This is a genomic window from Microbacterium sp. XT11 (genome assembly GCF_001513675.1).
Classification (GTDB): domain Bacteria; phylum Actinomycetota; class Actinomycetes; order Actinomycetales; family Microbacteriaceae; genus Microbacterium.
Genome location: NZ_CP013859.1, coordinates 1,332,799 through 1,351,921, shown reverse-complemented (window position 1 = coordinate 1,351,921; position 19,123 = coordinate 1,332,799). Strand labels below are relative to the sequence as shown.

At 70.7% G+C, this 19,123-nt stretch carries 13 protein-coding genes; all 13 read right to left on the bottom strand.

Translation table 11 applies throughout. The annotated features are described in order from the left end of the window. Positions 1 to 175: 175 nt before the first annotated feature. A complete protein-coding gene (locus tag AB663_RS06210) occupies positions 176 to 1,600 on the bottom strand; it encodes a hypothetical protein (RefSeq protein WP_067196815.1) in 1,425 nt (474 codons plus the stop codon). After that, on the bottom strand, positions 1,597 to 1,902 hold the full coding sequence (locus AB663_RS06205; RefSeq protein ID WP_067196811.1) for a hypothetical protein: 306 nt from the start codon (positions 1,900 to 1,902) through the stop codon (positions 1,597 to 1,599). The genes AB663_RS06210 and AB663_RS06205 overlap by 4 nt, the downstream gene beginning before the upstream one ends. A 219-nt stretch (positions 1,903 to 2,121) precedes the next feature. Then, positions 2,122 to 2,439 (bottom strand): hypothetical protein, encoded by a 318-nt coding sequence (locus tag AB663_RS06200; protein WP_067196808.1) that lies wholly within the window; start codon positions 2,437 to 2,439, stop codon positions 2,122 to 2,124. A 101-nt stretch (positions 2,440 to 2,540) separates the two neighbouring features. Beyond that, the gene (locus AB663_RS06195) at positions 2,541 to 7,052 is read right to left on the bottom strand and encodes an FtsK/SpoIIIE domain-containing protein (protein WP_067196805.1); all 4,512 of its coding nucleotides are present in this window, start codon (positions 7,050 to 7,052) and stop codon (positions 2,541 to 2,543) included. A 43-nt stretch (positions 7,053 to 7,095) separates the two neighbouring features. Further along, complete coding sequence (locus AB663_RS06190) at positions 7,096 to 8,565, bottom strand: RDD family protein (RefSeq protein ID WP_067196802.1); 1,470 nt, start codon at positions 8,563 to 8,565, stop codon at positions 7,096 to 7,098. Continuing rightward, positions 8,562 to 9,287: a hypothetical protein gene (locus tag AB663_RS06185; RefSeq protein WP_442922668.1), complete on the bottom strand. Its 726-nt coding sequence runs from the start codon at positions 9,285 to 9,287 to the stop codon at positions 8,562 to 8,564. Before AB663_RS06185 ends, AB663_RS06190 begins: the two co-directional genes overlap by 4 nt. Then, positions 9,284 to 10,921 (bottom strand): serine/threonine-protein kinase, encoded by a 1,638-nt coding sequence (locus AB663_RS06180; protein WP_067196796.1) that lies wholly within the window; start codon positions 10,919 to 10,921, stop codon positions 9,284 to 9,286. The genes AB663_RS06185 and AB663_RS06180 overlap by 4 nt, the downstream gene beginning before the upstream one ends. Continuing rightward, on the bottom strand, positions 10,918 to 12,387 hold the full coding sequence (locus tag AB663_RS06175) for an FHA domain-containing protein (RefSeq protein WP_067196793.1): 1,470 nt from the start codon (positions 12,385 to 12,387) through the stop codon (positions 10,918 to 10,920). The genes AB663_RS06180 and AB663_RS06175 overlap by 4 nt, the downstream gene beginning before the upstream one ends. Beyond that, the gene (locus tag AB663_RS06170; protein ID WP_083511139.1) at positions 12,387 to 13,199 is read right to left on the bottom strand and encodes a PP2C family protein-serine/threonine phosphatase; all 813 of its coding nucleotides are present in this window, start codon (positions 13,197 to 13,199) and stop codon (positions 12,387 to 12,389) included. Before AB663_RS06170 ends, AB663_RS06175 begins: the two co-directional genes overlap by 1 nt. Beyond that, positions 13,196 to 14,458: an RDD family protein gene (locus tag AB663_RS06165; RefSeq protein ID WP_067196790.1), complete on the bottom strand. Its 1,263-nt coding sequence runs from the start codon at positions 14,456 to 14,458 to the stop codon at positions 13,196 to 13,198. The genes AB663_RS06170 and AB663_RS06165 overlap by 4 nt, the downstream gene beginning before the upstream one ends. After that, positions 14,455 to 16,857 carry a transglutaminase domain-containing protein gene (locus AB663_RS06160; RefSeq protein WP_067196787.1) on the bottom strand — a complete coding sequence of 801 codons (2,403 nt, stop codon included), beginning with the start codon at positions 16,855 to 16,857 and terminating at the stop codon, positions 14,455 to 14,457. The genes AB663_RS06165 and AB663_RS06160 overlap by 4 nt, the downstream gene beginning before the upstream one ends. Beyond that, on the bottom strand, positions 16,854 to 18,119 hold the full coding sequence (locus tag AB663_RS06155) for a DUF58 domain-containing protein (protein WP_067196784.1): 1,266 nt from the start codon (positions 18,117 to 18,119) through the stop codon (positions 16,854 to 16,856). Before AB663_RS06155 ends, AB663_RS06160 begins: the two co-directional genes overlap by 4 nt. Next, positions 18,119 to 19,090 (bottom strand): AAA family ATPase, encoded by a 972-nt coding sequence (locus AB663_RS06150; RefSeq protein WP_067196781.1) that lies wholly within the window; start codon positions 19,088 to 19,090, stop codon positions 18,119 to 18,121. Before AB663_RS06150 ends, AB663_RS06155 begins: the two co-directional genes overlap by 1 nt. Positions 19,091 to 19,123 lie beyond the last annotated feature (33 nt).

Below are 19,123 nucleotides of genomic sequence, written 5' to 3'. Positions count from 1 at the left end.
CGTCCCCGGATTCCGCTGACCCGCGACTTCCGCCGCCCACGCCTGACGGGCTGTCTCATCCAACAGTGTTCGCGGAAAGGACACCATGCGCGTCTGGTCGAGACGTACGTCGGTGTCGAGCATCACACGCCCTCGGATCGAGAATGCGCTCAATCTCACCATGGAACTTCGCGCCTCACCCGATCCTGAGCGTGCGGACGTCGAGGTCGCCGTCATACACCGTCCACACCAGCCAGGAGATCGGACCCAGCGTTCTGGCTTGTGAAATCGTCGCGTCATCGACTCCTGGCAGCTCCGCGAGCGACCGTTCCCACGTCGCCGTGACGGCCGGTACGCTGGCAGTCTTCTTCGCGAGCTCCCGGGCCACGGCGATGACTCGTCGAGAGTCGCTGCGCTGGTCGGGAGCGCCGCACCACGACGCTCCTATCGATTCTTCGGCGGCCCGAGCCCTGCGGTTCCAGCGAGTGATCAGGACGCCGAGGAGCGCGAGCAGCAGCACGCACCAGGCGAACCAGATCACCATCTGCTCCGGAGGCAAGGCCGTCCCCTGAGACGATCCGACGATGAGGCGATACACAACGACGAAGGTCGAGATCGCCTCGACGATTCCGGCCCAGAGGACGGCCTGGCGCACCTGGGCCGCGCTCGCGTGGACGTCGGCCACGACCGCGATGACGAGCAGGAGCAACGCGAGCGGCCCCGCGACGACGAGCACGGACTGGGCAGCCCCGGTCGCGAAGGCGAATCCGCGCACGGGCGGAGCCAGCACCCAGGCGAAAGCGAGCATGGAGACGAGTGCCGCGCCGAGGAGAACAGACCACAGCACGCCGGCCTTCGCACTGCCGCGTGACCCATCCGCCGCAGGCGGGTGGTGGACGGGTATGGGTGTGCGCGGTGTCACAGCCGCCTGCCTCGCCCGCCAGAGGGAAGCAAGGCCCGGCAGGAGTTCCCTGGCCAACTGCGGGTCGGCATCGATGGCCGATCGGGCGCATTCGGCGACCCGGATGACGTCGTCGTCAGCACCGATCAGACGGACGGGCGAGAGCATCTTTGCCATGTCCCGCCGCACGGTGTCGTCGGACTCCTGCGAAGACACCAGTTCCACACCGGAGAGCAACACAGCCTTACTCCGCTTTGTCCCAGGGACAGGGATGAGGTAGGTGTGCGTGCGCGCCTCGAGCGCCTCGCCCTGCGAGGCGCTGCTCTGCCAGGCGAGGACAGTCCGACGATCATCCAAGAAGGACGCACCGCCCTGCCGGATCGTCATCGTCACCCATTCGTCGAGCGTCCGCCCACTGATTCCAGAGACCACCGAGAGGGTCACAGACATCGGGAGCACGCTTCCCTCGGGGAGGTCCAAGGGGAGGATCGCGAATCGCCCTCCTTCCTCCCTGAGCTCACGAGCCCACTTTTGCAGCATGCCGGTCAGCTCGGCATCGAGATCAGGACGGTGGGCGCGCATGAGCACCGTCCTGTACTGAAGCGCGAACTCGTCGAGTCCTTCTTCGGTGAGCGGGAGAGATCGCCACCCCGCGGGGATGAGAACCCGCATGGTGGGCAGACCCTCGATCCCCAGCAGTTCCTCTCTCAACGAGTTCATTGCACGGCCCCTACCGGACGCACAACCACGCCGGTCGACAGCGTCTCCAGGTCATCGACGCACGCGCCGAGCACACCTAAATCCGTCGATGCGGCGGTGACGTCGACAAAGACTCCCTCGTGCAGGAACTGATGACGGATCTGGCCGAGAGTCGCGCCGTCATCGAGCGCGACGAGGGTCGCAACCGCACGTCCCTGGCCCAGCGAGTCGGAAGAGACGTCGTGAATCCGTTGCGGCAACGCTGCCTCCTGTTCGAGCGGGATGTCGTCGAGATGGGATGCCGAGCTGTCGGCGACGAACACTTCGACCAGGGCATCGCCCGGGAGTCAGACCCTTGCCCACGCTGCCGTCGGCGATGCGACTCAGGGCATTGGCTGCCTTCTGCATCCGCTCGCCCAGATCCTCCATAGCGCGTCCACGCGCGGCGATGTCATCGCCGTCGCCCTCGATGCGGCGCAACTCTCGACCGCGGGCCGAGGGCAGCATGTAGGTCGTCCGATACTGAGGCCCGTTGACCGTCACTATCCGTCCCTCCCATCTGAGACCTCTTGCGCTGTCGTCAGTTCCTCGTCGAGCTCGGACCAGGACTGCCTCGTCCCCGACACGCGCTCCAGAAGGTCTACCAAATGCCCCTTCAGAGTGTCTCGCTTATCGTCCCAGGCGCTCTCGAACCTTTCCGCCTGCGACCGCAGTTCGGAGCGACCGAGCGGCGACCCGATGGCGCTCTCCAACGCCTCGCTGTTCTTCGTCGCAGACTCGAACTCGGCGATCGTGTCCTTGATCGCCCTCTCTAGCTCCTGCATGCTCTCTATCGGGATGTCGATGTCGTGGTATGCCATGATGACCCCCGTCGCCGGTGTCCCCTTCCGACTCCGATCACGTTACAGAGTTCCCCGCGCTGCCGGCGATGGGCACAACTCCCCATCCGGCGAGACTCCCCTCACCCGAGGCGGTCCCCCTCCACGAGCGGCATCTGCACCGTGACCTGGCGGCCGGCCTGCACGAAGATGCCGCGACCGTCGGGGAAGTCCGTGCGCTTGACCTTGGGGAACGGCACCTTGAACACGGCGTCGCCGTCGAAGGCGTCGGGCTTGAGGATGATGCCCTTGCGACCGGCCTTGAAGTCGCCGATGAAGCCGAAGCCGCTGGTCACCTGGGTGACGTCGGCGTCGCCGATCAGCAGGTGGTCGCTGCGGTTGATCGCCTGGAACATGGCCTTCATCTCACGCTCGGCGGGGCCGTCGGCGAACTGCGGCACGTCCTCGACGACCACGAGCATCCGCACCGGCACGCTCTCGTCGGCGGCGATCTCGGCGATCTCCTTCGCGAGCTCCTTGGCGTCTTCCGGGGTGACCGCGCTGCGCGTCCAGTCGGCGTACCCCTTGAGCTGCGCCCGGCGTCCGCCGAAGTGGAACAGCTTCACGGCGGGGTCGAAGCGGCGCATCGAGCCGATGATCGCCTTGAGGGCGTTCGTCTTGCCCGACAGCGGCGGTCCCGCGACCACGAAGGTGCCGACGGGGTCGAAGTCGCGCGCGGCGAGCGTGTCCTCCGCGACGCCGAGCACCGGGAACTCGCCGATGCGGTCGGGCAGGTCGCGCACAGAGAGCCGTGTGGGGAGCGCGCCGATCTCGGCGACCTCGCGGGCACCGGCCGCGCGGAGGTCGGCGGCGAGCTTCTCCTGCAGCTTCGTCTGCTCCGCCACGTTCGGCGTGCCGCCCAGCGTGGCGATCTGGGTCTCGAGCCCGTCGACGATCGCACGGCCGGGTGCCGAGCGCTCGTCGAGCACGTCCTTCGGCGCGTTGAGCATGGCGTACCCGGTCTCGTCGGCCAGGCGCAGCACGACGCGACGCGAGACGTTGGCGCTCACGGCGGTGGGCACCGAGCCCGAGCGGTCGGCGCTCGCGATCACGTGCACGCCGAGCGGACGGCCCTCGCCGAGGATGCGCATGAAGGTCTGGTAGAACGGCATCCGCGCCGTCGTCGACTCCCACTCGCTGCGGAACTGCGGGAACCCGTCGATGAGCAGCAGGATGCGCGGCTCGGCCTGTCCGGTGAGCTCGCGGTACTCGGTGAGGCTGGCGGCGTTGGCGGCGCTGAACCTCTTGCCGCGGTCGTCGAGCACGCGCGAGAGCGAGCGCAGGACGCGCTGCACACGCTCGGCGTCATCGCCCGAGATGATCGAGCCCACGTGCGGCAGCTCTTCTAGGCTCTTCAGCGAGCCCGAGCCGAAGTCGAGGCCGTACACCTCGACGTTCGACTGCGCCGGGTCGTACCCCGCGGCGATCGCGAGGGTGCGCAGCACGGTCGACTTGCCCGAGCCGCTGGTGCCGTAGACGAGCAGGGAGCCGTCTTTGTCGGGGTGGAAGTACGCGGGCTCCTGCAGCTGACGCTCCGGCACGTCCATCTTGCCCAGCAGGATCTGGCCGTCGCCGAGCACCGGGAGATCGCGGATGTCGACCGCACGCTCCAGGTCGTCGAGCCACGGCCTGCGGGGCGCGGGGATGCCGGCCTGCGCCGCTGCCTTCACGAGCGTCGCGACGATGCGCTTCTGGTCGGTGGGGCCGAGGTCCTCGTCGTGCGAGTCGGACTCGGGCGCCTGCTCGGCCTCCCACAGCTGCGTGGATCCGAACCGCAGCTCGGCGACCTTGACCTCGGCGACCTGCTCCTCGTCGCTGCTCCACCCGCCTGCGTACGCCGACTGGAACGGCACGAGACGCCCCGGCCCGGTCTTCGCGATGCCACGACCGGGGATCGACGGGGGGAACGACGCGGCGACCGGGTCGTCCACGACATCCTTCGAGTCCGACTCGTCCGCCATGCGCAACGCGACCCGGAGGTTCGTGTTGGCGCGCAGGTTGTCCTTGATGACACCGGCCGGTCGCTGGGTCGCCATGATCAGATGGATGCCGAGAGACCGTCCGCGCTGGGCGATGTCGACGACGCCGTCGACGAACTCCGGCACTTCACCGGCGAGCGCGGCGAACTCGTCGATCACGAGCACGAGCGCGGGCGGCGTCTCGGGATCGCGGCGCTTCTCCAGCTCGAGGAGGTCCTTCGCCTTCTTGCGGTTGAACAGGTGCTCACGATGGTGCAGCTCGGCGCGCAGGCTGGTGAGAGCGCGCCTGACGAGGTGCGGCGACAGGTCGGTGACCAGGCCCACGGTGTGCGGCAGGTCGACGCAGTCGGCGAAGGCCGAGCCGCCCTTGTAGTCGACGAAGAGGAACGTCACCCGGTCGGGACTGTGCGCCGCGGCCATGCCGAGCACCCAGGCCTGCAGGAACTCCGACTTGCCGGCACCTGTCGTGCCGCCGACGAGAGCGTGAGGGCCCTGACTGCGGAGGTCGAGCGTCATGGCATCCGTCTGCGACTGACCGATGATCGCGCGCAGGTTCCCGGCCTTCTTCAACCGTGGCTGCGGGGCGCCCGACCTGTCGATGATCGTGTTGTTCTGCCGCCATCGATCGATGACCGCGCTGGGGTCGGAGGCGATCTCGGATCCGACGAGCGACAGGAACATCACGGAGTTCGGGATGTCGGACGAGTCCTCGACGACCGTGCTGGAATCGACCACGGGCGCGAGCCGCTTGGCGAACATGGTCATGTACGCGTGCGAGACGCCCTCGACCCGCACGTCGGAGTACGTGACGCCGCTGCGCACGGTGCCGACCACCGCGTCGTCGAGCCCGCGGCTGACGTCGAGGAACGTGCGGCATGCCGCGGGGAGAGCGGCGACGACCGGCGCGACGAAGAGGCCGTAGACGCCGACATCCGCACCGCGCTCGAGGATCTGCGTGAGACGCGCCCGGTCGACCGGGGCGTCGTTCGTCACGACCACGAGGATCGCCGTCTGACCGGGGAAGGTCGCGTCCTCGGCGGCGCGCTTCACATCGGTGCCGTAGCGCATCGGATCCCAGTCGTCGCCGTAGGGAGGACGCTGCGACTTCGCCTCACGTGACCGCCGCAGCACGATCTCCTCCAGGCCGTTCAGCAGGGCGGCCCCCGTGGAGGCGGAATCGGCGAGCGCGACGTCCTTGAACGGGTTGCGCTCGCTGGACGTGTGCGGAAGCCACTTCATCCAGTCGAGCTCGTTGGCCCAGCCCGGCTCGGTGAGCGCGACGGTGACGAGCTCGTTCGGAGAGTGCATGCCGAACAGCTGCACCGCGATGCCGCGGAGGGCGTCGCTGGCGAGCGATGTGGGCCCTGCGACGCCGATGGACCCCACGCTCTGCAGCGACTCCAGGATCGGCACGTCGGAGATCATCCGGTACCGCTCCTCGAGACGGTCGACGCGCTCGACGTACTCCGGAAGGGCCTCGGGGGTCTCGGCGCGCTTGATGCGCGTGCGGGACGCGTCTTCGCACACGCCCAGTCGCACCGCGAGGAAGTTCCAGTGCTCGGGGCGCCGCGTCCACAGCAGCGGGCCGAGACGCATGGCCTCGTCGAACACGACGGCGACCGCCGGCACCTCGTTCTGCCGCACCTCCCGCTCGCGCGGGTGCGCGTGGTACAGCTTCTCCTCGAGACGTTCGAACTGCTCCTCGAACGACTCGACCTCCTTGCGCAGCCGCTGGCCCAGGTTGGTCTTCTGGGAAACGAAGTTGCCCAGCATCATGAGCGGCGACATGAGCACGACGAGCAGCGCGCGCGGGTTGTCGAACATGAAGTAGGTGATGGCGCCGAGGAGGATCGGGGCGACCAGCATCGGCCACGGGAACAGCCGCTGCACCTGGTCGCGCGGGTAGCGGGGCTCGTCGAGCTCCTCCCCGGCGAAGCGCTCTTCCACGCGCGGGCTGCGGTTGAACAGCAGCGCGCCGCCGCGCTCGAGCACGGGATCACCGGATGCCGTGCCGTCGAAGTCGCTCACGAGGTGCACGACGAACTCGCAGTCGCCGAGCGTGAAGCGCTGACCGGGAATCACCCGCAGGCGCTGCACGAGCCCGCCGTCGACGAGGATGCCGTTCGCGGAGTTCAGGTCGACCAGCTCGACGAACGTGCTCGCCACCTCGATGCGGGCGTGACGCTTCGAGACGAGCGGGTCGGAGATGACGACGTCGCTGGCGGGGTCGCGACCGATGAGGAAGTGGCCGACCGGGAGGGGGAACTCCTGTCCGGCAGCCGGACCCGCCACGACCGACAGCACGGCTGCGGGGCGTGCGCCCGCCGTTCCCGTCGCAGCACGGTGCGCACCGACGTTCACGACCTCTGCGAGGAAGCCGGAGCCGAGCGGCGCGTCACCGACGAGCAGGTCGGGGCTGAGCATCGTGAGCTGATCGCTCGTCGGCGGCGCGACCGACAGTGTGAGCACGTCGCCGGGCGCGGCGGGAATGCTGCGCAGCGGGTCGGTCGTCGCGATCTGACGCGCCACGTCGGCCACCGTGGCGGTGGAGTCGGCCATCACGACGATGTCCGTGAGCGGAGCCGCGGGGCGCCGCAGGGTCAGCTTGACTCTCATCGTCCGTCCTCACCGCGCCGTCGGCGCGTCTCGTTCGTGGCGCTCATGCCCATTCGACCCGGAGCGTGCGGTCACCGAAGCGCACGACATCGCCGATGCGCAGCTCGGCCGGGTGCCCCGGTGCAAGGGCGGTCTCGGAGCCGTCTCGCACCACGGCGCTGCCGTTGGTCGATGCCCTGTCGACGACGAAGACGCCGCGCCGTGCCGGCATCACGGCGATGTGCGTCTTCGAGACCGAGCGGGTGTCGTCGAACACGCGCACCAGCTGGGTGTCGCCCTCGCCTGCCGCGGCGCTCGGCGAGCGCCCGAGGAGCGTCGTACTGCGCACCTCGATGCGCTGCCCCGTGTCGAGCACGAGCACCGCACGGATGCTCGGATCGGACGGTGCGGGCGCAGATGGCGGCGCCTGCTCCGGTGCGGCAGGCGCCGGGGCCGGGGCGGGGGCGGCGGCCGGGGCGGGGGCAGACGCCGGTGCGGATACCGGTGCGGATGCCGGCGCCGACGCGGGTACCGGTGCGGACGCAGCCGCCGGTGCCGGCTCAGCCGCCGGTGCGGGCGCAGCCGCCGACGCGGGCACGACCGGCGCGATGTCCGGAGGTGTGAACGGCGCGGGCGCGGAGGGAGCCGGAGCGAACGGCGACCCGGCACCGGGGGCCGCGCCTCCGGGCGTGGGCCCAGCAGCACCGGTCGCGAGCGAGGGCGGCACCGCCGAGACGAGCGACGGCACCGACGAAGCGGGAGCGGGTGCTCCCGCAGGCGGTGCGGCGCGGTGCGCGCCGATCACGCCGCCAGACAGGCGCGCGCTCGGCACGTACTCGGCGGGCGCGTCGCGGTCGACCGGCGTCGCCAGCGACGGCAGCGGCGCCTGATCCTCGATCTCCGGCGTCTTGACCCGTTTGCGCGCGATGCGCATGCGCTTCTGGTCGTAGGGGTTCAATCCACGGCGTGCGTCGACGAACCAGGTCGCGGCGGCCAGGTCGAGCCATCCGCGCCCGCGCTTCTCGACATCGAAGAACGGGGAGAGCGCCACGACGAGGAGGGGGCCGATGAGCGGGATGATCAGCGAGGCGCAGGCGACCACGTATCGCACGACGGCGCCCCGCCAGAAGCCCGGGCGCTCCAGCGTGCGCACGTTGACGGAGCGGATGCCGCAGATCGCCTTGCCGAGCGTGACTCCCCTACGGCCGTGCAGGATGAGCTGCACGATCAGGTACGCCAGCATGAGCCCCTGCGAAACCGCGAAGGCCACGATGAGCCAGACGAGATCCTTGCGGGCGAAGAAGGAACCGGGGTCATCCGTCCCGTTCACGATCCCTGCCAGCACCGGCGTGAGCGCGATGATCGCCGGCAGCGCGATGAGGACCCCGACGACCCACTCGATCAGCGCGGCGAGCACGCGGGCTCCCGTGCGCGCCGGAATCAGCCCGAGGGCCGCGGCGTACGAGGGGTCAGGCCGTCCGTGCGCGTCGATCCCCTCGACCACGGGCGCGTGATCGTCGATCTCCCAGATCACTCCTGCTCACCCTCGCCCTCATCGGCGTGCTCCATGTCGAGCAGCGGCAGGTCGTCCTTGGTGACCAGACGCGACGCGATGACGTGCTCGACGAGCCGCGCGCGACGGTTCGTGGCGAAGCTCCGCTGGCCGCCGCGCATGCCGGGCACGCCGATGCGATCGAACTTGTCGCACACGTTGTCGAGCTTGCGGTTGAAGCGCGTGACCGTCCAGCCGAGTCGTTCCGCGGCCTTCGCCGAGGTCGGGATCTCGCTCATGCCCGTGCCGTCGCGCCGCAGCTGCGACTCGGCGAGCGCGAGGATCAGCAGCTTCTGGCTGAGAGTCAGCGGCACGTCGCCGATCGTCGAGGCGCCGGTCGAGTCGTGCTCTCGCCGGGTGGCGCGGAATGTGGGCTCGGCCGCGTGCAACGTGAGCTCGTACGTCGTCGGCCCCGCGCTGAAGACGACCGTGGTCTTCTCGAACACCAGCGGAAGACGGGCGCCGGGCGCCAGCCAGGCCTGCACGCCTCCCGCCGAGTCGGTGACGGTGGCGGTGAGCCGCGTGCCCACGTTCGAGAGCCACCACAGACCGTCGGCATCCGTGATCTCGAGGAAGTGGCGGTGCAGGAAGAGGTTGTCGTCGAGCTCGAGGTCGCCCTCACGCCCCACGACGAACCGCCCTCCGCGCTCGATCGGGAAGTACTCCCCGGCGAACTCGACCGTCACGCCCTTCGCGCTGCTCATTCCACGCATCCCCTCGCCGGCTCCGACGCACGACCGTCATCGCGCCGGAGCATCACATCGATGCAGACAGTACCCGGACCTGCCGTGAAGTGCGCGGCCGGCTCCGTCGACTGCTGCGGATCCACCTCGCCCGACACATTCACCACGTTCCAGATGTAGGAGTCTCCGTCGAGCGGTGCCTTGTTGACCCAGGTGAACGACACCTGATCGCCCGTGCGACTGCCGGTGAGCTCGCCGACCTTCGGCACGACGTCCGACACCACGTCTTGCGGCTCCGGACTCTCGGGCGTCGCCTCCGGCTCGGGCGCGAGCCCGGCAGCCAGCGCGTTGAGCCCCACCACCGCGGCCACGACGAGCACCGCCGCCGCCGCTCCGAGTCCCACCCAGAGACCCGTTCGACGCGAAGGTCTGGCCTGGGCACCGACCGCACCCTCCGACGACGGGGTCACGGAAGGCGCGGACGGGGCAGGTGCCGCGGCATCCGGCGTGACGACGACCGGGGCGCGCAGGATCGTGCGCTCATCGGCATCCGAGCCTGCGCCCTGCGACATCGCCGACGGCACCCGGATCTGGGTCTGCTCGAACGCCGACGGCGCGACCGGTGCGGGCGACTCGAATCGCGGCGACTCGGGCGGCGCGAACGCGGGCCCCTTCGGCTGCGTCGTGGCCGACGGACGCGTGAGGGCGGAGGCCTCGGGATCGATGCTGACGATCTCGCGCACGCGCGTGAGGCCGTCGCCGTCGTCCTCACGCTCATCCGCCGGCGGATGCTCGTCGACGATGTCGATCGGAGTCACCGAGTGCGAGAGCTCGATCTGGACCTTCTGCAGCGCCCGGGCGAACGCGACGGCGCTGGGGAACCTGTCGTCGGGGTTCTTGGCCATCGCCCGCTCGAGCACGCGCTGCAGGCTCGCGGGCGAGTCGGGGCGACCCAGAGGAGGGAGGGCCGCGCGCTCGATGCGCTCGATGAGGTCGGCGCTGGAGTTGCGCTCACCCGGACGCTCGAACGGGGAACGCCCCGCGAGGAGCGTGTACAGCGTGGCGCCCAGCGCCCACACGTCGGTGCGCGGACCGCTCTGCGGCGGCTCGGCGAACGACTCGGGCGGCGACCACGGGATCGACATGCCGGATGCCTCGCCCGTCGCCCCCGTCGTCGAGGCGATGCCGAAGTCGGTCAGCGCGGGGCGGTTGTACTCGGTGACGAGGATGTTCGCGGGCTTGATGTCGCGGTGCAGCACGCCGGCCCTGTGCGCTGTCTCGACCGCACCCGCCACCTGCACCCCGACGCGCAGCGCTTCGGCGACCGAGAACGGCTCCTTGCGGGCGCGCAGCTGCAGATTCGGTCGGGGGCAGTACTCCATCACGAGGTAGGGCCGGCCGTCGCCGGCGACGCCCGCCTGATAGATCGTGACGATGGCCGGGTGCGTGGACAGCATCGCCATGACGTTGGCCTCGTCGGCGAACTCCTTCGCCGCGCCGCTGGAGAGACGGTCGGCGAGGAGCACCTTCACCGCCACCCGGCGACGCGGCATCTGCTGCTCGTAGAGGAAGACATCGGCGAACCCGCCCGTGCCGAGCGGCTCGACGTAGGTGAATCCGGGAAGCTGGGGCGGGGGTGAGGGGCGGCGGCTCACGGCAGGTCCTCGAAGACGAGCGTCACGCCGTCTCCCAGGTCGACGACGTCACCCGACAGCACGAGCGTCTGCTCGCCGGGGTGCAGGCGCACGGGGTCGGCCCCCGGTCGCAGCAGCGTGGAGCCGTTCGTGGTGTGCAGGTCGATGACCACCACGGTGTCGCCCTCGGGGCGCACCTCGAGGTGGCTGCGCGAGATGTCCTGCTGCGGGCTCTCCACGGCCACGAGGTGCGGCAGGTTCTCGCCGCTCGCACGCGTCGACCTCGGCCTGCGTCCGATGATGACCGTGCGATCGAGCGTGACGACCTGGCCGGTGGAGAACCGGATGCGACCGACCGACCCGCTGACGACAGGGAGCACCGCGGTGGGCGCGTCGTCGCCGACGGGCGGCTGCTGCCGCAGAGCGCGCAGCTGGGCGCTCGAGATCGTGGCGCCGTCGTGGTCGCCCTGCACGGCGCCGGGAAGCGGCGGAGGCGGCGGGACACCCACGCTCGACGCGGAATGGACGGTCTCACCGAACAGCTGCTCGAACTCGTCCTCCTCCGACAGCGGCGCGAGAGTCTCGGTGGGGATGAGCGTGATCCCCTCGTCGAGGAGGGCGTCGTGCTCCGCCGAGTCGGCGGGCTCGTCCGCAGGCGCAGGTTCATCAACGGACGCGGGCTCGTCCACAGGCGCGGGCTCGTCCACAGGCGCCGGCTCGTCCACGGGCGCGGGCTCGTCGACAGGCGCCGGTTCGTCCGGCGGCTCCGGAGCGGCGACGGCGTCATCAGCAGCGGCATCCGCCGCCGGATCGACGCTCTCCGCCGCGGCGGTTCCACCCGGCGCGTCCGGCTCAGCCGGCACCGCGGGCTCGACCGACTCATCCTGCTCGACCGAATCGAGAGAGGCGGCGTCACCCCTCGTACCGAAACGGGCCAGCGGGGGCGCGACGGCTCCGGCGAGCGCCGCGGCCGAGAACCCTGTCGTCGCCGACTGCTCCAGCAGCGGCGCAGGACCGAGCACCGCGACGAGCGGGTCGGCGTCTCCGGCCTCGAGCTCCGCACTGACGGCCGCGGCACGCACGACACCCGACTGCACGGGGAGCGCGGATGCGGCATCCGACTCCTCGACGGTGATCTCGACCCGCGTGGCGCCGCCGACGAATCGTTCGCTCCACGTGGTGACCTCCGAGCCGGAGTAGTCCTGCGCGGCATCCGTCCCTCCGCTCACCCGCGCGGCGACTCCCCCGCGCAGGGCGAGGCGCACGTCTGCACCTTCAGCCACGGCGGCGGCGAACGGCGGCAGCGCCGCGAACGACCCGCCGGCCTGCGTGGTGAGCACGTCGATCACCGTGGCCAGGGTCTTCTCGGCGGGAAGGCGGTCCCACAGTCGCGCCACCACCTCTCCCGGAACGTCGGGCGGGAGCGCCACGAGTGCGCCGGGGATCACGATCAGGTACCACTCCCCCGGCCGGTAGATCGTCTGCATCAGCGAACCCCTCCTGCTGCTTCACGCGGACGTGTGTCCATGTCGATGTGCGTCTCCGTGTCGAGCAGCGTGCCGGGCCGCGATGCGACCGACACGGCATCCGCCACGACGACGGTGATGTTGTCGCGCCCGCCCGCCCCGAGCGCGTCCGACACGAGGGCGTCGGCTGCCTGCTGCGGATCCGGCGTCGTGGCCAGGATCTCACGGATGCGTGCGTCGGTGAGCTCCGCGGTCAGTCCATCGGAGCAGACCAGGATGCGGTCGCCCCGCTCGGCGGGGAACAGCCAGTAGTCGGCGTCGCCCGTGCTGCTCGCCCCGATCGCGCGCGTGATGATGTTGCGGCGGCGGTCGGTCGCGGCCTCTTCCGGGGTCAGTTCGCCGGACTCGATGAGCTCCTGCACCACGGAATGATCGACGGTGATCTGCTCCAGCTCGCCGTCGGCGAGGCGATAGGTGCGCGAGTCGCCGATGTTCAGCGCCAGCCAGTAGCCCATGCCGTCGACCGAGGCGATGACCACGCCGCTCAAGGTCGTCCCCGCCCGGCCGTTGCCCGAGGTCGACAGATGCTCGACGCCTTCCCGCGCCCGTTCGAGCGCCGCCCTGACGTCGTCGAGCTCGAGGGCGGTGCGGCCGATGTAGAACGCGAACTCCTCGATGACCGTCGCGCTGGCGCGCTCCCCCGCCTCGTGTCCGCCCATGCCGTCGGCGACGATGAAGACGGGTGCGCTCGCGAGGAACGCGTCTTCGTTGAGCGCGCGCCGCAGCCCCGGGTGCGTCGCCGACCCGCTGCTGACGATCAGGCCGGGTCTCACGCGTAGCCGCCGATCGTGACGATGCGGTCGCCGATCTCGATCGCGTCGCCCAGCCGCACCGGCACGCGCTGCCCCGGAGGGCACGCGATGCGCTGGCCGTCGCGGACGATGGTGGTGCCGTTGGTGGAGTGCCGATCGAGCACCCAGCCCCCGGACGTATCGGCGGCCGCCTCGAAGTGCGTCTTCGAGAGCGACAGCGTCTCGTCCCGCACGGGCATGAGCACCGCGCCGTCTTCGGGGGCGGGGTTGCGGCCGAAGATCGTGCGGCGAGACACGGGCACCTTGGTGCCGTCATCCCATGTGAAGACCAGACGATGGCCAGGGATGCTGATCCGGGTGTCCTCGATGTCGTCCGCAGCCGTCGGCGCGGACGCAGGGACCGGAGGCGCGGACGCGGGGACCGGAGGCGCGGATGCCGCGACCGGGGCGGCCGGTTCCGGAGCATGACCAGCCGGCCCCGCCGGCTGCGCGGGCGCCGCCGGTTCAGGCCTGCTGACGCCGGGCACATATGCGATGACCGAGCCCTCCGCCGCCACGGGTGCTGCAGGCACCGGGGCGGAGGATGCCGGGTCGACGACCGGAGCCGCAGACGCCGCAGGGATGGTCGTGTCGACCGTCGGCGCCCCTGCAGCGGGCGCGGGCGTCGGCTGGACAGGCGGAACAGGCGGAACCGGCGGAACGGGCGGTGCGAACGACGCCGCGGGGGACGGCACCGGGATGCCGGGGATCGTCGGCTGCGCGGCCGGGGACGAGGCGGGCGCCGCCACCGGCATCGCCGACGTCGCGGGCGCGGCATCCGACGGCGGAGCTGCTCGCCTCGCGTCCACGACGAGGGAGCCGGCGACCTTGTCGTGCCATCCCTGGAAACGTCCGCTTCCGTCGAACAGCGGCGTGAAGTACCCGACGACGATGCCTGCCGCGAGACCGAAGATCACGTTGCGCAGCAGCGCCCTGCCGTACCCCAGCGGTGTGCCGTCGGTCGACACGAGGCGCACCCCCTGAGCGCGCATGCCGATCGAGCCGCCGCCGACCTGCATGCGCGTGTAGACGAGCAGCCACGCGAGCAGCACGAGCAGCAGCACGCCGTACCCGACGGGCAGCACGATGAGGAGATTCTCGATCGGCCGTGTCATCGCCGCGACGACGGCCAGCACGATGGTGCCGACCACGGCGATGCCGCCCGCGATCAGGGCATCGATGAGGTACGCGATGGCGCGCCGCGAGATCGGCGCCATGCTGTCGAAGGCGACCGTGGTCATGATGCCTCGCTCTCGGCTGAGGTGGACGTCGTGTCAGTGCTGCTCTCGATGGTGCCAGGTTCACGGCGCACACGCGCGGCCGCGGCATCGCGGAGACTCTGCAGGCCGCCGGCGATGGCCGTGCCCCCGAGGAGCGAGCGCAGGCTCAGTCGCGCCTTCATGCGCTTCCAGAACCCGGCCTCCTTGCCGAGGCCGCCGACGATGCCGTCGACCTCCGCCCAGAACGCCTCGACGTCCTCGGGCGTCGGCTCGTCGGGTCCGAACACCTCGGAGTCGGCTCGTGCGGCGAGCGCCGTCACCTCGGGCAGGGTGAGGGTCGACGCCACGGTGACGGCCTCCTCGGCGCGCGTGCCGCCGGGGGCGATGCGCGCGCCGTAGTCGACGGCGCGGTCGGTCAGCTCGTTCCAGCCCCCGCTGATGCGATCGGAGGCACGCGCCGCGTTGCGCCGCGACCGACGCCGGGCTGCCTTCCACGCGCCGATCACGATGAACGGCGACGCCAGCAGCGCGATGATCGCCAGCGAGATCCCGCCGACGGCGAGGATCACCCCGAGGATGCCGAGGATGTTCAGCGACTCGTCTTCGCCCTTGCGGTCGTCGGGCAGCGTCGGCGGCAGGTCGACCGGCTCCTGCGGCGGAGGCGGCGGCTGGAGCACCTGCGGCTTGGGATCGACCTTCGGCTTCGTGTTCTGGTCGTTCGGGACCTTGTCCTCGGGCGGCGTCGGGTTGAAGGGGAGCCAGCCGAACTTCTCGAAGTTCACCTCGACCCAGGCGTGCACGTCGTCGCCCGTCGCGGCGAACTCGGCGTCGTCCGCGTCCTCCTCGTCGGGGTAATACCCCATGACGACGCGGGCCGGGATGCCGACCTCGCGCGCCAGCAGAGCCATCGCGACCGCGTACTGCTCGTCGTCGCCGATCATCTGGTCGCCGCCGACGAGCGTCGAGATGCGCTCGGCGGTGTGCCCGGCCCGCGACAGCACCTCACCCTCGAGGCCGTGGCTGAAGAAGCCCCCCTCGGCGAAGAACGTCTCGAGCGCGCGCACCTGCTCGATGGGCGTTTCGGCCCCTGCGACGGTCTCGGCCGCGAGCGAGGCGAGCTCCTCGGGAACGTTGCTCTGCTTCGGCAGCGCCACCTTCCCGAAATCGGCGTCGGCGAGCTGGCTGTCCTCGATCTCCGCAGGCATCACGGTGTCGACCGTGTAGGCGTCGCCGCTGCGGAGCTTCGACGTCGCCACGGCCGTGCCGGTCTCGGTGTTGACATACGTCGAACGCCGCAGCTCCTCGGCGCGGTCGCCCGTGAAGTCGATCTCCGACACGGCGCCGGCGTCGGGGACCCACACGCCGCTGTACTTCTCGATCTCCACCTTCAGGCTCACCGGGATGCCCTCGGCATCCGGCGCCATGTTGGAGCGCAGCGGCGTGAAGGCGCTCGACGACTCCGGGCCCCCGTCGGTGACGTTGTAGACCATGCCGTCGTACTGATCCATGACGGCGATGCGCATGCGAGCGCCCTCCGGAAGGCCGCGCACGGTGAACAGCGTGTCTTCTGCGTTGTCGCGCACGTTCTTGCGGAACGACTGAAGCGGGCTGGGGTAGTCGCGGATGTTGAAGGGCGGGATGATCACGTCGCGGAACACGTGCCTGGGCTGTGCCGGTGCGGCGATCGCGCTCCCCGCGACCCCCGCGCCGCCGGCGACCGCGAGCACCGCCACGCCGGCGAGCAGCCGGCGCATCCGCATGTGCGCCGCGCGGGACGGATCGACCTCACCCACCGACACGGCGGCGTTCTGCGGTGCCCAGAGCTGACGCAGCGCCATCCAGGCGATGCTCAGAACGGCGAAGAGCAGACCCTGCGCGACCGGGAACGCCGGCTCGGGGGTGCCCAGAGCGATCGTGAGCACGAGCATCGCACCGGCCGGGATGAGCGCCCAGCCCACGTGCGACAGGCGCAGGGCGAGGGATGCCGTGATCACCGCGCTCAGGAGCGACAGCAGGAACGGCACGAGCGCGTGGCCGTCGGCGGTCGACACGGGCGCGACCGTGGTGAGCAGCTGCTTCCACGAGGTGACCGTGCCCAGGGCGAGCCGCTGCAGGGTGTCGAGCGTCGGGACGACCCCGGCGATGGCGGTCTGCGGCAGCGCGAGGGCTCCGCCGAAGACGAAGTACGCGGCCACCGTCAGCCCGGCGATCACGAGGATCCCCCAGCGGCGCCAGGCGGCGACCGCGGCGATGGCGAGGCCGAGCACGAGGCCGCCCACCGCCGCGAGGAGGTAGGAGGGGCCGGCGAAGGTCGGCCAGAAGCCGGCGATCGACACGCCGATCAGGAGAGCCGACACGCCGATGTCGAGCACCCAGCGCCGCAGCGGCAGAGTCGTGCGTTCGGGCACCGTGGACGTCATGAGAGCACCTTCAGGAGTGCGAGGGGGGTCTGCTCGAGCGAGCCGATCGTCACGACGTCGGCATCGCCGATGCGACGCAGAGCGGGTGCAGCTGCCGAGCGGTCGGCCACCACGGCGATCACGCGGGCGCCGAACGGGAGGCGAGAGCAGGCGAGGCGCAGGTCGTCGGCGCCGACACGCGAACCGCACACCAGCACCACCACGCTGGCGAGGGGCATCGTGCGCGCCACGACCCCGGCGAGATCGCCGATGCCGCCGTCACGCGGACGAGAGTGCTCGATGGCCGCCAGCGAATCGAGCAGCTGCTTGCCCGTGCCCGCGGCGAGCGCGCGTCCCTGCACGCGCACGTCGACCCGCTGCGAGTCGCGGATGGCGCGCAGGCCGATCGACCCGGCGATCGAGATCCCCAGTTCGAAGTCGTCGTCGGTCGCGTAGTCGCCCGATGAGCGTGACAGCCCGATCACGAAGTGCGATCGCCGGGTCTCCTCGTACTGGCGGACCATCATCGTGCCGGTGCGGGCCGTCGACTTCCAATGCACGTGACGCAGGTCGTCGCCCGGCTGGTACTCCAGCAGAGCGTGGAACGAGACGTCGTCGCGCGAGAGGTCGGCCGCGGGGAGTCCTTCCAGGTCGCGGAGATAGCCGAGCGACTGTCCGTCGAAGAGCACCGTCTTGGGATGCACGAAGAGGTCGACCGGGTCGTCGCGACGGTGCGCGCGCTCGAACAGCCCGAGCGGGTCGCCGCGGACGACGCTCACCGGCCCCACCTTCACGACGCCGCGCTTGTGGGTCGGGATGGCGAAGAGCTCCTCCGCCTCCTCGCCCGGTGCCAGGCGCTGGATGCCGAACTCGCCGCGACCCGATCCGACGGGGAGCACGACGCGCGACGGGAGGATCGCCCTCGTCCCGCGGTTCGCGAGCGTCAGGGCGCCGACGGCGCGTTCGCCGACGACGACGCGCGTGCGGGCGAGATCGAGCGAGACGTCATACGCGGTGCGACCGACGAGGAACAGCGCGCACACCGCGACCGTGATGGCGACGACGACCGCGGCGATCGTGAACTCCGCCCAGCCCGCCGTCTGGCCCAGGATCCAGAAGGCGACGGCGAGGGCCATGAGCACCCACGCCAGCGGACGGATCGCCGACGCGATGAGGCGGAGGCGCGCCAGCACGCGGGCGCCGACGACCGCCGCAACGTCGCGCCACCCGGCGGACGGTTCGGCGGGCGCCGTCTGCGCGGTCTGGAGTGCCTCCGTCGTCATCACGCCGCCGTTCGGGCCTGCGGAGCCGCGACGGCCTCGAGCACGCGCGCGACGACGACGTCGCTCGTGGTGCCGGCGAACTCGGCCTCGGCGTCGAGCAGCAGCCTGTGCTGCCAGACCGGACGCGCGAGGGCCTTGATGTCGTCGGGGAGCACGAAGTGCCTGCCGTGCGCAGCCGCCCAGATCTTCGCGATGCGCACCATAGCGATCGCGCCGCGCACCGAGACGCCGAGACGGACGCCCGCGTCGGCGCGCGTGGCCTCGGCGAGCTCCGCCACGTACCGGAGCACGGCCGGTTCGACGTGCACGGTCGATCCGAGGTCTGCCATGTCGGCGACCGCGCTCGTGGTGATGATGGCGGGAAGACCGGCTGCGGGGTTGCGGTCGGAAGCACCGGCCAGGATGCTCTCCGTGACATCGAGGTCGGGGTACCCGATGGACGTCTTGATGAGGAACCGGTCGAGCTGGGCCTCGGGGAGCTTGTAGGTCCCCGCCTGCTCGATGGGGTTCTGGGTGGCGATCACCAGGAACGGGCGGCCGGTGTCGTGCGTGACGCCGTCGACCGTGACACGCGACTCCTCCATGACCTCGAGCAGGGCCGACTGCGTCTTCGGCGACGCGCGGTTGATCTCGTCCGCCAGGACGATCGAGGCGAAGATCGGGCCTCGGTGGAACTCGAAGCGGTGCGACTGCTGGTCGTAGATCGTCACACCCGTCACGTCCGACGGCAGCAGGTCGGGCGTGAACTGGATGCGGGCGCTGGTGCCCTGCACGGTCGCGGCCAGCGCCTTCGCGAGGCTGGTCTTGCCCGTGCCCGGTGCGTCTTCGAGGAGCACGTGGCCCTCGGCGAGCATCGAGGCGAGCACGAGGCTGACCACCTCGCGCTTGCCCTTGACGGCCTTGTCGACGTTGTCGACCAGCCGTGTGAAGGTGCCCTGGAACCAGGCGGCCTGTTCTGGGGTCATTGTCATGAGCGTGATGCTTCCTGTTCTCCTCGTTCGATG